We start from the raw sequence: 16216 nt of genomic DNA on the forward strand, positions 1-16216 counted from the left end.
GTCGGCGAACCCAATTGGGCGAATCGGACCGGAATGCGACGATCGAAGACCACGTCGAAAGACCGTACGAGCAGGAGCGCCCGTGTTCACTTTCCCCAGCAGCGACGGCACCGCCATCCATGTGCGGAGCTGGCTCCCCACGGATGCCGAGCCGCGTGGCGTCGTGCAGATCGCGCACGGCATGGGCGAGCACTCCGACCGTTACGGTCATCTCGCCGAACGACTCGCCGGCCTCGGATTCGCCGTCTACGCCGACGATCACCGTGGCCACGGTCTCAGCATGGGCGCGGTTCCCGGTGACCTCGGCCCCGACGGCTGGAACCTGCTCGTCGCCGACGAGGTCGCGCTCACCGAGATCCTGCGCGAACGCCACCCCGGCCTGCCCGTCACCCTGATCGGCCACAGCCTCGGCTCGTTCGCCGTGCAGCAGTACCTCCTCGACCACTCCGACCTCGTCGACGAGGTCGTCCTGAGCGGCACGACCGCCGTCGACGGGCTGTTCGGCGAGATCGTGGCCGCCGGCGGTGACCTCATCGGCTTCTTCAACGCCGAATTCCAGCCCACCCGCACCGAGGCCGACTGGATCAGCCGCGACGAAGCCCAGGTCGACGCCTACAACGCCGACCCCTGGTGCGGTTTCGCCATCGACGACACCAATATGGGTCTGCTCGCGGCCAACGCCCAGACTCGGCTGTCGAACCCGAGCACCGTGCGCACCGACCTGCCGATCTATGTGATGGTTGGCGAGAAGGACCCGCTCAACAACAAGCTGCGCCTGTCCGACCTGCTCGTGCAGCGTTACCGCGACGCGGGCCTGAACGACCTCACCTATCAGATCTACCCGGACGCCCGCCACGAAGTCCTCAACGAAACCAACCGCGACGAGGTCGAAGCGGATCTGCTCGCCTGGATCACCCGCGCACGCGACTGACGAACCGCATGCGGAAAGATAGGTCAGCGTGACCGGCGACATCTTCGACGAACTGACCTGGCGCGGCCTGATCGCGCAGTCCACCGACCTGGACGAGCTGCGCGCTGCCGCGGCCGCCGCACCCCTGACGCTCTATGCCGGCTTCGATCCGACCGCCGCCAGCCTGCACGCCGGCCACCTCGTCCCGCTGCTCGCGCTCAAGCGCTTCCAGCTGGCCGGGCATCGGCCGATCGTGCTCGCCGGCGGCGCGACCGGAATGATCGGCGACCCGCGTGACGTGGGCGAACGCACCATGAACTCGACCGACACCGTGGCCGAGTGGGCACAGCGGATCAGGGGCCAGCTCGAGCGATTCGTCGACCTCGACGAATCGCCGACCGGGGCGGTCATCGTCAACAACATGGACTGGACGGGCCCGCTGTCGACCGTCGACTTCCTGCGCGACATCGGCAAGCACTTCTCGGTGAACGTCATGCTCGCCCGCGACACCGTCAAGCGGCGGCTCGAAGGCGACGGCATCTCCTACACCGAGTTCAGCTACATGCTGCTGCAGGCCAACGACTACCTGCAGTTGCGGCGCGAGCACGGCTGCACGTTGCAGGTCGGCGGCTCCGATCAGTGGGGCAACATCATCGCCGGCGTGGAGCTGAACCGGCGAGTCGACGGCGCGCATGTGCACGCGCTCACCGTGCCGCTGGTGACCTCGGCCGACGGCAAGAAGTTCGGCAAGTCCACCGGTGGCGGCAGCCTGTGGCTCGACCCCGAACTGACCAGCCCCTACGCCTGGTACCAGTACTTCGTGAACACCGCCGACGCCGACGTCGTGCGCTACCTGCGCTGGTTCACATTCCTGAGTCGCGAAGAACTCGACGAACTCGAGCAGGCGACGGTGGAACGTCCGTTCGCCCGCGAGGCACAGAAGCGCCTGGCCGCGGAGATGACCACGTTGGTGCACGGCGCGGACGAGACCCGCGCGGTGGAACTGGCCAGCGGGGCGCTGTTCGGTCGCGGTGAGCTGGGCGAACTGCCGCTGTCCACGCTCGGCGCGGCGCTGCGCGAAACCGCGGTGGACGGCAAGGTGGCCGAGGTCGTGCCCGGTGAACCGAACACGATCGTCGACCTGCTCGTCGCGTCGGGCCTGTGCGAGAGCAAGGGAGCGGCCCGCCGGGTGGTCAACGAAGGCGGCGCGTCGGTGAACAACCAGCGGGTGAGCGATGTCGAATGGACTCCGTCCGATGCCGACTACCTGCACGGTGAGTGGCTGGTGCTGCGGCGCGGAAAGAAGAACATGGCGGGCGTGCATCGGATAGCCTGACGTCGTTGCGGAGGCCTGAGTCACATACGTGTGATTCAGGCCCGCGCAGCGGCTGAGCGCGCCGCCGTGACCTGCGGAGATCCGGTGTTGTCCAGGCGATTTGACGCGGCGTTATCCGGCGCGTAACTTATTGGAAGTCAGAGCGACACGGACACCAACCCGGAGCCGAGACGCTAGCCCGAGAGGCTGGCGGGCCAAGGGAAAACGCGGTAGTACGGGGAAAGCGCCTGACGGAGCTGAAGATCTTGTGACCAGGCTTACGATTGACATCGTCTGGACGTGAGGTTAGGCTGGAACAGTTGCCCTTCGGAAGATCCGGAAAAATCCGGTTATTCTGTTTGTGCGTGTGTTCTTTGAGAACTCAATAGTGTGTCGATGAATGTCAGTGCCAATATTATTATTGGTTCCAATCTTTCATGTACCCCCCGGTCGTGGGAGGTTGGACATTGAACAACAGCGAATCTTTTTGCTGGTGTTCGCATTTGCTAGGTTTTCGGACTCTAGTTAGATAATTTTGATTCGCTCTCCTTTGGGAGGGTTGTTTCGAGAGTCTTCAACGGAGAGTTTGATTCTGGCTCAGGACGAACGCTAGCGGCGTGCTTAACACATGCAAGTCGAGCGGTAAGGCCCTTCGGGGTACACGAGCGGCGAACGGGTGAGTAACACGTGGGTGATCTGCCTTGCACTTCGGGATAAGCCTGGGAAACCGGGTCTAATACCGGATATGACCACTGAATGCATGTTCGGTGGTGGAAAGATTTATCGGTGCGAGATGGGCCCGCGGCCTATCAGCTTGTTGGTGAGGTAACGGCTCACCAAGGCGACGACGGGTAGCCGACCTGAGAGGGTGACCGGCCACACTGGGACTGAGACACGGCCCAGACTCCTACGGGAGGCAGCAGTGGGGAATATTGCACAATGGGCGAAAGCCTGATGCAGCGACGCCGCGTGCGGGATGACGGCCTTCGGGTTGTAAACCGCTTTTGACAGGGACGAAGCGCAAGTGACTGTACCTGTAGAATAAGGACCGGCCAACTACGTGCCAGCAGCCGCGGTAATACGTAGGGTCCGAGCGTTGTCCGGAATTACTGGGCGTAAAGAGCTTGTAGGCGGTTCGTCGCGTCGTTTGTGAAAACTTGGGGCTCAACCTTAAGCTTGCAGGCGATACGGGCGGACTAGAGTACTTCAGGGGAGACTGGAATTCCTGGTGTAGCGGTGAAATGCGCAGATATCAGGAGGAACACCGGTGGCGAAGGCGGGTCTCTGGGAAGTAACTGACGCTGAGAAGCGAAAGCATGGGTAGCAAACAGGATTAGATACCCTGGTAGTCCATGCCGTAAACGGTGGGTACTAGGTGTGGGGCTCCTTCCACGGACTCCGTGCCGTAGCTAACGCATTAAGTACCCCGCCTGGGGAGTACGGCCGCAAGGCTAAAACTCAAAGAAATTGACGGGGGCCCGCACAAGCGGCGGAGCATGTGGATTAATTCGATGCAACGCGAAGAACCTTACCTGGGTTTGACATACACCGGAAACCTGCAGAGATGTAGGCCCCCTTGTGGTCGGTGTACAGGTGGTGCATGGCTGTCGTCAGCTCGTGTCGTGAGATGTTGGGTTAAGTCCCGCAACGAGCGCAACCCTTATCTTATGTTGCCAGCGCGTAATGGCGGGGACTCGTGAGAGACTGCCGGGGTCAACTCGGAGGAAGGTGGGGACGACGTCAAGTCATCATGCCCCTTATGTCCAGGGCTTCACACATGCTACAATGGCCGGTACAGAGGGCTGCGATACCGCGAGGTGGAGCGAATCCCTTAAAGCCGGTCTCAGTTCGGATCGGGGTCTGCAACTCGACCCCGTGAAGTTGGAGTCGCTAGTAATCGCAGATCAGCAACGCTGCGGTGAATACGTTCCCGGGCCTTGTACACACCGCCCGTCACGTCATGAAAGTCGGTAACACCCGAAGCCGGTGGCCTAACCCCTTGTGGGAGGGAGCCGTCGAAGGTGGGATCGGCGATTGGGACGAAGTCGTAACAAGGTAGCCGTACCGGAAGGTGCGGCTGGATCACCTCCTTTCTAAGGAGCAATTCTCCAGTGGGTGTCTCGAAGAGTCGAGATCGCTGCTGGCAGAGACAGTTTCGGACCCATTCGTGGTCCGGCTGGAGCTCATGGGTGGAACGCTGACAAACTTCTTCGCATCATGGTGTCGGCTCAGTCCGATATCGCGGTGAATATATCGACACACTGTTGGGTCCTGAAAGAACACGCGAGTGTGCTTTCAAGGCAAAGCAAACGATCCGCTCGGATCTCCTTCGAAACCGCCGGCAACCTTCGGGTTGGCGAGTAGGTCAGGAAATCAATCCGATGCGGGTGTGTTGTTTGAGAACTGCACAGTGGACGCGAGCATCTTTGTTAGTAAGTGTTTAAGAGCGTACGGTGGATGCCTTGGCACCAGGAGCCGATGAAGGACGTAGGAGGCTGCGATAAGCCTCGGGGAGCTGTCAACCGAGCTGAGATCCGAGGATTTCCGAATGGGGAAACCCAGCACGAGTGATGTCGTGTTACCCGCATCTGAATATATAGGGTGTGTGGAGGGAACGTGGGGAAGTGAAACATCTCAGTACCCACAGGAAGAGAAAACAACAGTGATTCCGTGAGTAGTGGCGAGCGAAAGCGGATGAGGCTAAACCAGTTAGATGTGATAGACGGCAGTTGTTGTCTAGCTGGGGTAGTGGGAACATTCTTCTCAACTCTGCCGAGTTGAGCAACAGTAAGAAACCAAGTGGTTAGTTGAAGTGGTCTGGAACGGCCTGCCATAGACGGTGATAGTCCGGTAAACGAAAACTTCTTGGCTGTTGTGGATGTCTCCCGAGTAGCAGCGGGCCCGTGAAATCTGCTGTGAATCTGCCGGGACCACCCGGTAAGCCTGAATACTCCCTGGTGACCGATAGCGGACTAGTACCGTGAGGGAAAGGTGAAAAGTACCCCGGGAGGGGAGTGAAATAGTACCTGAAACCGTGCGCTTACAATCCGTCAAAGCCTTCGCACTCTTGAGTGTGTGGGGTGATGGCGTGCCTTTTGAAGAATGAGCCTGCGAGTCATCGGTGTGTGGCGAGGTTAACCCGTCGAGGGGTAGCCGTAGCGAAAGCGAGTCTGAATAGGGCGAAACTTTAGTCGCACATTATGGACCCGAAGCGGAGTGATCTACCCATGGCCAGGGTGAAGCGACGGTAAGACGTCGTGGAGGCCCGAACCCACTTAGGTTGAAAACTGAGGGGATGAGCTGTGGGTAGGGGTGAAAGGCCAATCAAACTCCGTGATAGCTGGTTCTCCCCGAAATGCATTTAGGTGCAGCGTCACGTGTTTCACACCGGAGGTAGAGCTACTGGATGGCCTAGGGGGCCTACAAGCTTACCGAAGTCAGCCAAACTCCGAATGCCGGTGTGTGAGAGCGTGGCAGTGAGACTGCGGGGGATAAGCTTCGTAGTCGAGAGGGAAACAGCCCAGATCGCCGGCTAAGGCCCCTAAGCGTGTACTAAGTGGAAAAGGATGTGGGGTCGCTTAGACAACCAGGAGGTTGGCTTAGAAGCAGCCACCCTTGAAAGAGTGCGTAATAGCTCACTGGTCAAGTGATCCTGCGCCGACAATGTAGCGGGGCTCAAGTACACCGCCGAAGCCGCGGCATTCACACAATAGCCCGTCTCAACTGTAGTGGTTGGGGCCAGGTGTGTGGATGGGTAGGGGAGCGTCCTGTGGCCGTGGAAGCAGCAGTGTGAACTAGCTGTGGAGGCCACGGGAGTGAGAATGCAGGCATGAGTAGCGAAAGACGAGTGAGAAACTCGTCCGCCGAATGACCAAGGGTTCCTGGGCCAGGTTAATCCGCCCAGGGTGAGTCGGGACCTAAGGCGAGGCCGACAGGCGTAGTCGATGGACAACGGGTTGATATTCCCGTACCCGTGTATCCGCGCCCAATGCTGAATCAGTTGTGCTAAGTATCCAAATGTTGTTTTACTGAGCCTTCGGGCGAGGGGAGCAATTGCTGCATACGACCCTGGCTGTAGTAGGTAAGCGATGGGGTGACGCAGGAAGGTAGCTGGGCCAGGTGATGGAATACCTGGTGTAAGCCTGTAGGGCGAACGGTAGGCAAATCCGCCGTTCATATAGCCTGAGAGGTGATGCGTACCCGTTGAGGGGAATTCAGTGATCCTATGCTGCCGAGAAAAGCCTCTAGCGAGCTGGTACACGGCCCGTACCCCAAACCGACACAGGTGGTCAGGTAGAGAATACTAAGGCGATCGAGAGAACTGTGGTTAAGGAACTCGGCAAAATGCCCCCGTAACTTCGGGAGAAGGGGGACCACGCCCGGTGAAAACCCTTGCGGTTGGAGCTGGGTGGGGTCGCAGAGACCAGAGAGAAGCGACTGTTTACTAAAAACACAGGTCCGTGCGAAGTCGTAAGACGATGTATACGGACTGACGCCTGCCCGGTGCCGGAAGGTTAAGAGGACCGGTTAGCCTGTTATGGGCGAAGCTGAGAATTTAAGCCCCGGTAAACGGCGGTGGTAACTATAACCATCCTAAGGTAGCGAAATTCCTTGTCGGGTAAGTTCCGACCTGCACGAATGGCGTAACGACTTCTCTGCTGTCTCAACCACAGACTCGGCGAAATTGCATTACGAGTAAAGATGCTCGTTACGCGCGGCAGGACGAAAAGACCCCGGGACCTTCACTATAGCTTGGTATTGGTGTTCGGTACGGTTTGTGTAGGATAGGTGGGAGACTGTGAAGCTCGGACGCTAGTTCGGGTGGAGTCGTCGTTGAAATACCACTCTGATCGTATTGGACTTCTAACCTCGGACCATGATCTGGTTCAGGGACAGTGCCTGGTGGGTAGTTTAACTGGGGCGGTTGCCTCCCAAAATGTAACGGAGGCGCCCAAAGGTTCCCTCAGCCTGGTTGGCAATCAGGTGTTGAGTGCAAGTGCACAAGGGAGCTTGACTGTGAGACTGACAGGTCGAGCAGGGACGAAAGTCGGGACTAGTGATCCGGCACCGGCAAGTGGAAGCGGTGTCGCTCAACGGATAAAAGGTACCCCGGGGATAACAGGCTGATCTTCCCCAAGAGTCCATATCGACGGGATGGTTTGGCACCTCGATGTCGGCTCGTCGCATCCTGGGGCTGGAGTAGGTCCCAAGGGTTGGGCTGTTCGCCCATTAAAGCGGCACGCGAGCTGGGTTTAGAACGTCGTGAGACAGTTCGGTCTCTATCCGCCGCGCGCGTAAGAAACTTGAGGAAGGCTGTCCCTAGTACGAGAGGACCGGGACGGACGAACCTCTGGTGTGCCAGTTGTTCCGCCAGGAGCACTGCTGGTTGGCTACGTTCGGAAGGGATAACCGCTGAAAGCATCTAAGCGGGAAGCCTGTTCCAAGATGAGGTTTCTCTCCCACTTGATGGGTTAAGGCCCCCTACAGACCATGGGGTTGATAGGCCAGAATTGGAAGCCAGGTAACTGGTGTAGGTGACTGGTACTAATAGGCCGAGGGCTTACTTATGAAGGTGTTACGCGTCCACTGTGCGGTTTCTGAAACAACAGACACTGCAGCAGACATGAGGAAACTCTGCTCTCTTTTGGAGGGTGTGGTTTCCGAGATTGTCGCGCTGTCTAGTTTCATAGAGTTACGGTAGTTATAGCGGTGGGGAAACGCCCGGTCCCATTCCGAACCCGGAAGCTAAGGCCACCTGCGCCGATGGTACTGCACTCGACAGGGTGTGGGAGAGTAGGACACTGCCGGAACATCCTTCGCGATAGGGGACCCTTATTTGGGTCCCCTATCGGCGTTTGTGGGCTCGAAGCGAGTCCGGTACGCCAGGCGGACGATGCCCCGTCCTTCGTCCGTGGTTGAATTCTTAGTGGCGGGGCCATGACAACACTCCCCGGAGGCCGGGGAACCTAGAGAGGGATCGCCGTGTCGGAACACAACGACGGACGGAAGCCTTTCCGCCGGGACGGAGACGCCCCCGGTTTCGGCCGGCGAGGCGAACCGACCGATCGCCCCCGCGGCGGACACGGTGACAATCGCGGCTCGGGCCGTGGCGAAGGCGGCGGTTTCCGCCGTGACGACGCGGGCAGCCGGGGAAGTAGCGCCGGTCGTGGTGATTCCGATCGTGGCAGCTCCGATCGGGGTGGATTCCGTCGCAATGACGACAATCGCGGCTCCGGTCGTCCCGAGGGTCAGCGTGGCGGATACAACCGTGACGATCGCGGTGGCAGCAGCGATCGTGGTGGATTCAAGCGCAGTGACAGTGGCGACCGTGGCGGCTATCCGCGCCGCGATGACGCCGGTCGTAGCGGCTCCACTGATCGCGGTGGATACCGCGGCAACAACGACGACCGTCCCCGTGGTGGCTCGGATCGTGGCGGCTCCTCGGATCGCGGTGGCTACCAGCGTCGCGACGACGGCAACAAGGGCGGCTACCCCAAGCGCGACGACGCCGGTCGCAGCGGTGGTTACCAGCGCCGTGATGACAACGATCGTGGCGGATACAACCGTGACGATCGCGGTGGCAGCAGCGACCGTGGTGGATTCAAGCGCAGCGACAGTGGCGACCGCGGCGGCTACCAGCGCCGCGATGACGCCGGTCGTGGCGGCTCGAGCGATCGTGGTGGATTCAAGCGGAACGAAGGCGGCAGCGACCGTCCCTCCGGTGGTTACGATCGCGGCGGTGACCGTGGAGGCTACCGCGGCAACGACGACCGCCCCCGTGGTGGCTCGAATCGTGGTGCCACCACGGATCGCGGTGGCTACCAGCGCCGCGACGACAGCAACAAGGGTGGCTACCCCAAGCGCGATGACGCCGGGCGCGGCGGTTACCCCAAGCGTGACGACAACGATCGCGGCGGATTCAAGCGCAGCGACAGTGGCGACCGCGGCGGCTACCAGCGCCGTGACGATGCCGGTCGTGGCGGCTCGAGCGATCGTGGTGGATTCAAGCGGAATGAAGGCGGCAGCGACCGTCCCTCCGGTGGTTACGATCGCGGCGGTGACCGTGGAGGCTACCGCGGCAACAACGACGACCGTCCCCGTGGCGGTGCAGGCGGGTTCCGTCGCGGCGAAGGCGACGACCGTTCGCGCGGCAGCTCCGATCGTGGAAGCGACCGTGGCGGCAGTTCGGATCGCGGTGGCTTCCGTCGCAATGACAGTGACGACCGTTCGCGCGGTGGTTCGGACCGTGGCGGCTACCAGAAGCGCGACGACAAGGGTGGTTACCCGCGGCGCGACGACAGCAACAAAGGCGGGTACCCCAAGCGCGACGACAACGATCGCGGTCCCCGCCGGGACGACGATCGTGGTCGCGGCGGCTTCAAGCGTGATGCCCGCGCCGGTGGCGGTCAGGGACGGTTCGTCGGCGAGGACGGTAAGCCGCTCAATGGCACCTACCGCGAGAAGCGTACGGAGCGCGAAAGCGATGTACTCGGCGTCGTGTCGGCAGCGGCCGCTTCCGATATCGACGAGTCGACCATCGACGACAGCGTGGCCTCGGTCAGCGAGTCGGACAACATCTCTGCGGCAGCGACGGACAAGTCGGCTGCGGCCACTGAGCAGTCCGAAGACGCCGCATCCGAGCGTCCCGAGTCGAATGAGGCTCGGGTAGCCGACGTAGACAAGGCCACCGGAAGCACATCGGCTGACACCGACGCGGATGCGGGCGATCGTCTTCGCGGAGTGTCGGATAGTGACGACCGGGCCGGCTCCGGGGATGTTGACGACAACAAATCGCGTAGCCCTGTGACCCCTGATGGTCAGTCGCAAACTTCGGCCGTCAGCGATCGCGCTTCGGACCACGGCGATGATCCCCGTGACGCTTCAGATCACGGCGAAACCGTGCGTGCCGGTAACCAGTCGGATCGTGATGACAGCCCGCGCGGTGCCAGTCGTGACGACCGTTCCGGCGGTTCGGTTCGCGACGATCGGGTTCGCAGTGACTCCGATCGCGGCGAGCGCCGTGGATTCGCTGATCGCGGTGCCCGTACAGATCGTGACGACCGATCGCGGAGCGGTTCGGAGTCCGGTGGCGAGGACCGTCGTCGTGGCGGCGAAGGTGCTCGCACAGCAGGCGGGCGGGCGGACGATCGCCGTGCGGCTCGTCCCGAGGAGCCCGATCTGCCCGAGGACGTGCAGGCCTCCGATCTGGATCCGGCCGTGCGCCGCGATCTGCTGAGCCTGGACAAGAACAACGCCGATTCGGTGGCCCGGCACATGGTGATGGCCGTCGAACTGCTCGAAGACGACCCGCGCCTGGCGCTGGCACACGCACGGGCCGCGCGGCAGCGTGCGGGCCGGATCGCGGTGGTGCGTGAGACCGCCGGTGTGGTGGCCTATCACGCCGAGGAGTGGGCCGAGGCCCTCTCGGAGCTGCGGACCGCGCGACGGATGTCGGGTGGCGCCGGACTGCTCGCGGTGATGGCGGACTGCGAGCGTGGTCTCGGCAGGCCGGAACGGGCCATCGAGCTCGGTCGCAGCGAGGAAGCGCAGACGCTCACCGGTGACGAAGCCGCCGAGCTGCGCATGGTGGTGGCCGGCGCCCGGATGGATCTGGGTCAGTTCGACCAGGCCGTGGTGACGCTGCAGGCTTCGGACCTGGATCCCTCGCGCACCGGTTCCGCCGCGGCGCGCCTGTTCTACGCCTACGCCGATGCGCTGGTGGCGGCAGGCCGGACCGACGACGGACTGCAGTGGTTCCTCAACGCCGCGGCCGCCGACCTCGACGACGAAACCGACGCCGAGGAGCGGGCAACCGAACTCACCGGCGACGCGCAGTAGATCTGCACCAGGCCGCGGGCCGAGAACTCTTCACGGGTTCCCGGACTGCGGCCTTTTGCATGTCAGAAGGGTGCCGAACCACGGCGGCCGGGTCGGGAGCAGGCGATGGTCTCGCCCGCGACTCGCTGGTCGCCGAAGTGGGAAGCGGCACACCGTGCACGAATACTCGGCACATGCTCGATCATGAAGGGTGCGAATGCTATTCGACAGCGCAGCAGAACCGAAGCTGTCGGTGCCTTCGCCTAGGGTCGCGGATGTGCTCGGCCCGGCAGTGACAACGGAGTGAGGGTGGATGAACCGGCTGCGCGATCAATACGACGCTTTGCTGCTCGACCTGGACGGGACGCTCTACCGCGGACCCGAGGTCATCGAGGGTGCTCCCAAAGCGCTGGTACCGGACGGTGATTCGGCCCAACGGTTGGTCTACGTCACCAACAACGCCGCACGCGGTCCCGGTGCCGTGGCACACCACCTGGACGAGCTCGGCTACCCAGCGACCGCGGACGACGTGGTGACCAGCGCGCAAGCCGCCGCGCGCATGCTGGCCGAACGTCTGAGCCCCGGCGACAGAGTGCTCGTGGTCGGCACCGACGATCTGGTCGCCGAGGTGAAAGCCGTCGGCCTCGAGCCCATCCGCCGGTTCGGCGACACCCCGCCGTCGGCAGTCGTGCAAGGTCATTCGCCGACGACCGCGTGGGCGGACCTAGCCGAAGCCGCCTACGCCCTGCGCGCCGACGCGCTGTGGATCGCCGCCAATGCCGACCGCACCCTGCCCAACGAGCGAGGCCTCGCGCCGGGCAACGGTTCGATGGTCGCCGCGCTGGCCACCGCCTCCGATCGCGAGCCGTTGGTCGCGGGTAAGCCCTACGCGCCGCTGATGGAAGACGCGATCGAGCGAGCGGGCACCCGTCGGGCCCTGGTGGTCGGCGACCGTCTCGATACCGATATCGAGGGCGCCAACGGCCTCGGCCTCGACTCGCTGCTGGTGCTGACCGGAGTCAGCACCCTCGACGAGGTGATCAGCGCACCCGCGGCCCGGATCCCCACCTACATCGCCGCCACCCTCGACGCCCTCAACGACACCGCCCTGGCCGAGCCCGCCGCGCCCGCGGACATCGCGGAACTGTTGCGACAGCATCCCGGCCGGGCGGTACGGGTGCGCGCAGCCGATTCGGAAATCCGATAGCGTTGACGCCACGATGAGTACTGCGAGTTCACCGCCGAACGGCGCGTCACAGCCACCCCGGCCCGGGATTCCCGTGCCGGGCGCTCACCTGCCCGGTGTCCCGGCACATCAGGAACCGGCCGATCCGAGCAGGATCAAGGCCGATGTGGATGCACTGCTCGCCGAACTCGGTCCGCGTCCCGCCGTGAGCCCGGCGGAGAACACCGAGACCGGCGCCGACATCACCCGCCGTGCGCGCATCCTCGAGCAGGCGCACGACGTACTGGTGGACGCGCTGGCGACAGTGGACAAGATCTGAGGTGGCCAGGCGAGCGCGCGTGGACGCCGAACTGGTTCGCCGCGGATTGGCGCGATCGCGAGAACACGCGGTCGAACTGATCGGCGCGGGCCGCGTCCTGATTGCCGGAACCGTCGCCGTGAAACCCGCGACGGCCGTGGAGACGGGAACCCCGCTGATCGTGCGGGAGGAACCCGACGAGGTGTCGTGGGCCTCGCGTGGTGCGCACAAACTGCTCGGCGCACTCGAGGCCTTCGAACCCGAGGGGCTCAGCATCGCGGATAAGCGGTGTCTGGACGCGGGTGCGTCGACCGGCGGTTTCACCGACGTGCTGCTCAACAAGGGCGCGCGCGAAGTGGTCGCGGTCGACGTCGGCTACGGCCAACTGATCTGGCGACTGCAGAACGACGACCGGGTCAGGGTGTTCGACCGCACCAACGTGCGCAACATCACCCCCGAATCCATCGGTGGCACAGTCGACATCGTCGTCGGTGACCTGTCCTTCATTTCGCTCGGGCTCGTACTTCCCGCGCTGGCGGCCTGCGCGGCCGACGGTGCCGATCTGCTGCCCATGGTGAAACCGCAGTTCGAGGTCGGTAAGGACCGGGTCGGCTCGGGTGGGGTGGTGCGTGACCCGGCGTTGCGTACCGAGGTGGTGTGCGATGTGGCGAACGCCGCGGCCGCGCTCGGACTGCGCACCCTGGGTGTGGTCGCCAGTCCGCTGCCGGGCCCGTCGGGCAACGTCGAGTATTTCCTGTGGCTGCGCAAGGTCGGCCCGTTCGACTACGACGCCGAACAGGTGCGGGCGCTGGTCGCGCACGCTGTCGAGGAGGGTCCGCAGTGAGTACGCATCCCGGCGGCAGGGAGATCCTGCTCGTCGCCCATCCGGGCCGCGCGGAGATCATCGAGACCGCGCACCGGGTGGCGAAGATCTTCGCCGAAGCGGGCATCTGCCTGCGGGTGCTGGCCGACGAGGCCGACAGCACCCGGTTCGAAGACGAAGCCGGATACCCGGTGCGGGTGGTGCCGCACAGCCCGTCCGCGGCGCAGGGCTGCGAGATGGTGCTCGCCCTCGGCGGCGACGGCACCTTCCTGCGCGCGGCCGAACTCGGCAGGCCCACCGGTGTGCCCGTGCTCGGAATCAACCTGGGCCGCATCGGTTTTCTCACCGAGGCCGAGGCCGAGAACCTCGACGAGGCGCTCTCACAGGTGGTCGATCGCGACTACCAGGTGGAAAACCGGATGACCATCGATGTCACCGTGCGCGTCGACGACACGATCGTCGAACACGGCTGGGCGCTCAACGAGGCCAGCCTCGAGAACGCGCAGCGTATGGGTGTGCTGGAAGTGGTGCTCGAAGTGGACGGGCGGCCGGTCTCGGCGTTCGGCTGCGACGGCATCCTCATCTCCACTCCCACCGGGTCGACCGCCTACGCGTTCTCGGCGGGTGGGCCGGTGGTCTGGCCCGAAGTCGAGGCGATGCTGGTGATTCCGAGCAATGCGCACGCGTTGTTCGCGCGGCCACTGGTGACCAGTCCGGATTCGCGGATCGCGGTGGAGACCGTGGCGACCGGGCACGATGCGATCGTGTTCCTCGACGGCAGGCGAACCCTCGCGCTGCCGCGTGGTGGCCGTGCCGAAGTGGTGCGCGGCGAACAGCCGGTACGGTGGGTGCGGCTCGATTCGGCGCCCTTCGCCGACCGGATGGTGCGCAAGTTCCAGCTGCCGGTCACCGGCTGGCGGGGCAGACAGCGAACGGAAGAGCACTGATGCTGACAGAGATCAGGATTGACGGACTCGGTGTCATCTCGACGGCCACCGCGCAGTTCCATGCCGGTCTTACCGTGCTCACCGGCGAGACCGGTGCGGGCAAGACCATGGTTGTCACCAGCCTGCACCTGCTCAGCGGTGCGCGCGCCGACGCGGGACGGGTACGCCTCGGCGCGACGAAAGCCGTGGTGGAGGGCCGTTTCGTCGTCGATGACGTGAATGAGGCGGCGCGCGCGGCGGTCGGGGAAGTGCTGGAATCGGCGGGCGCCGAGGCCGACGAGGACGGCAGCGTGATCGCGGTCCGCACCGTCAACAGCGACGGACGTTCGCGCGCGCACCTCGGTGGGCGCGGGGTGCCCGCCTCGGTGCTCGGTGAGTTCACCTCGCGGCTGCTGACCGTGCACGGCCAGAACGACCAGTTGCGGTTGCAGCGGCCCGAACAGCAACTGTCGGCACTCGATCAGTTCGCCGGAGACGGGGTCGCCGGACTGCTGCGCAAGTACCAGGTGTATCGCCGGTCCTGGTTGGACGCGCGCACCGAACTGCTCGAACGCACCGCGCGCAGTAGGGAATTGGCGCTCGAGGCCGACCGGCTCAAGTACTCGCTCACCGAAATCGACGGCATCGCGCCCGAACCCGGTGAGGACACCCGCCTGGTCGCCGAGATCCGCAGGCTCAGCGACCTCGATTCGTTGCGCGAGGCGGCCGTCGCCGCGCACGAGTCGATGTCGGGTCCCAGCGACGCGCCGGCCGACGGCGGTGGCGTGCTCGATCTGCTCGGCGGTGCCCGCGCCCGCCTGGACTCCGCCGACGACCCGGCGCTGGCCGCGCTGGCTCCCCGGCTGGGCGAGGCGATCGCGGTGGTCGTCGACGTGGCCACCGAACTCAGCAGCTACCTGTCGGAATTGCCGTCCGATCCCAGCGCGCTGGACACGATGCTCAATCGACAGGCCGAGCTCAAATCCCTGACCCGCAAATACGCCCCCGATATCGACGGCGTGATCGCCTGGGCCGACGAGTCGCGCGCGCGCCTCGACTCGCTCGATGTATCCGAGGACGCGCTGGCCAAGCTGGCCGGTGAGGTCGAGACCGCCGCGGGCAAGGTGCGGGAGGCGGCACGCAAACTCAGTGCCGCGCGCGCCAAGTCGGCGGGCAAGCTGGCGAGCGCGGTGAGCACCGAGCTCGGTGGGCTGGCGATGGGCAAGGCGCGCTTGGAAGTCCACGTCCGTCCGCTCCCGGCCAGTGCCCAGGATTCGGCGCCGCTCGAGATCGGCGGGGTGCAGCTGCATGCTGGGTCGAATGGGTGCGACGAAGTGGAATTCCGGCTCTCCGCGCACTCCGGCGCGCAGTCGCTGCCCTTGAGCAAGAGTGCTTCCGGCGGTGAACTCTCGCGGGTGATGCTCGCGCTCGAGGTGGTGCTCGCCGGTTCCGATCACGGCGCGACCATGGTGTTCGACGAGGTCGACGCGGGTGTCGGTGGCCGGGCCGCGGTGGAGATCGGCAAGCGCCTTGCCCGCCTGGCCCGCACCCACCAGGTCATCGTTGTGACCCACCTGCCCCAGGTGGCGGCCTTCGCCGACACCCACCTGGTGGTGAACAAGTCCGACGACGGAAAAGGCAAGGTGGACAGCGGAGTTCGCACGCTGACCGACGAGGAACGAGTGGTGGAGCTGGCACGCATGCTCGCGGGTCTGGACGACACCGAGACCGGCCGCGCGCACGCGGAAGAACTTCTGGAAACCGCTAGGGCCGAACGCGCCCCGGCCTAGCTGCGTCCCGCACTCCGAGCCCCGTACATCCCGACCTCGAGGAGGGATCGCCGACGAAGTCGGCGGTTCGCGCCCGTCCCGTCGATCAGGTGCTGTTGCGTAGGCGACGAAGGAGCAAGCAACGGCACCTGATCGACGGGACACAAGGGGG

9 protein-coding genes and 3 rRNA genes are annotated in these 16216 nt (G+C 64.0%); 11 read left to right on the plus strand and 1 reads right to left on the minus strand.

From position 1 onward, the window contains the following. The first annotated feature begins 82 nt into the window (after positions 1-82). The 5 genes from OHS03_RS05555 (at position 83) to rrf (ending at position 8035) form a co-directional block, all read left to right on the plus strand. The gene (locus OHS03_RS05555) at positions 83-931 is read left to right on the plus strand and encodes an alpha/beta hydrolase (protein WP_328661292.1); all 849 of its coding nucleotides are present in this window, start codon (positions 83-85) and stop codon (positions 929-931) included. A gap of 28 nt (positions 932-959) precedes the next feature. Beyond that, the gene (gene tyrS, locus OHS03_RS05560) at positions 960-2246 is read left to right on the plus strand and encodes a tyrosine--tRNA ligase (protein ID WP_056824249.1); all 1287 of its coding nucleotides are present in this window, start codon (positions 960-962) and stop codon (positions 2244-2246) included. A gap of 553 nt (positions 2247-2799) precedes the next feature. Next, positions 2800-4318 (plus strand): 16S ribosomal RNA (locus OHS03_RS05565). Positions 4319-4655: 337 nt separating this feature from the next. After that, positions 4656-7793, plus strand: a 23S ribosomal RNA gene (locus OHS03_RS05570). Between the two features lie 125 nt (positions 7794-7918). Further along, positions 7919-8035 (plus strand): 5S ribosomal RNA (rrf, locus tag OHS03_RS05575). Together the 16S, 23S and 5S rRNA genes form the textbook arrangement of a ribosomal RNA operon. Before the next feature lie 22 nt (positions 8036-8057). On the opposite strand, the gene OHS03_RS05580 is transcribed toward rrf, so the two are convergent. Continuing rightward, positions 8058-10052, minus strand: a complete 1995-nt coding sequence (locus tag OHS03_RS05580; RefSeq protein ID WP_328661294.1) for a hypothetical protein — start codon at positions 10050-10052, stop codon at positions 8058-8060. Positions 10053-10124: 72 nt separating this feature from the next. On the opposite strand from OHS03_RS05580, the gene OHS03_RS05585 reads away from it, so the two are divergent. The 6 genes from OHS03_RS05585 (at position 10125) to recN (ending at position 16065) form a co-directional block, all read left to right on the plus strand. After that, a complete protein-coding gene (locus OHS03_RS05585) occupies positions 10125-11063 on the plus strand; it encodes a hypothetical protein (protein ID WP_328661296.1) in 939 nt (312 codons plus the stop codon). Between the two features lie 292 nt (positions 11064-11355). After that, positions 11356-12249 carry an HAD-IIA family hydrolase gene (locus tag OHS03_RS05590; protein ID WP_328661298.1) on the plus strand — a complete coding sequence of 298 codons (894 nt, stop codon included), beginning with the start codon at positions 11356-11358 and terminating at the stop codon, positions 12247-12249. A 13-nt stretch (positions 12250-12262) separates the two neighbouring features. Then, on the plus strand, positions 12263-12547 hold the full coding sequence (locus OHS03_RS05595) for a hypothetical protein (RefSeq protein ID WP_328661300.1): 285 nt from the start codon (positions 12263-12265) through the stop codon (positions 12545-12547). A 1-nt stretch (position 12548) separates the two neighbouring features. After that, positions 12549-13370 (plus strand): TlyA family RNA methyltransferase, encoded by an 822-nt coding sequence (locus OHS03_RS05600; RefSeq protein ID WP_328661302.1) that lies wholly within the window; start codon positions 12549-12551, stop codon positions 13368-13370. Beyond that, entirely contained in the window at positions 13367-14296 is a 930-nt protein-coding gene (locus tag OHS03_RS05605) for an NAD kinase (protein WP_056822857.1), read from the plus strand. Before OHS03_RS05600 ends, OHS03_RS05605 begins: the two co-directional genes overlap by 4 nt. Next, complete coding sequence (recN, locus tag OHS03_RS05610) at positions 14296-16065, plus strand: DNA repair protein RecN (RefSeq protein ID WP_328661304.1); 1770 nt, start codon at positions 14296-14298, stop codon at positions 16063-16065. Before OHS03_RS05605 ends, recN begins: the two co-directional genes overlap by 1 nt. Positions 16066-16216 lie beyond the last annotated feature (151 nt).

It is taken from the genome of Nocardia salmonicida (assembly GCF_036142455.1).
Lineage (GTDB): Bacteria > Actinomycetota > Actinomycetes > Mycobacteriales > Mycobacteriaceae > Nocardia > Nocardia salmonicida.

Coding starts and splice junctions, on each gene's coding strand:
- OHS03_RS05595 (WP_328661300.1), top strand. CDS start 12,263: ATGAGTACTGCGAGTTCACCGCCGAACGGCGCGTCACAGCCACCCCGG.
- recN (WP_328661304.1), top strand. CDS start 14,296: ATGCTGACAGAGATCAGGATTGACGGACTCGGTGTCATCTCGACGGCC.
- OHS03_RS05590 (WP_328661298.1), top strand. CDS start 11,356: ATGAACCGGCTGCGCGATCAATACGACGCTTTGCTGCTCGACCTGGAC.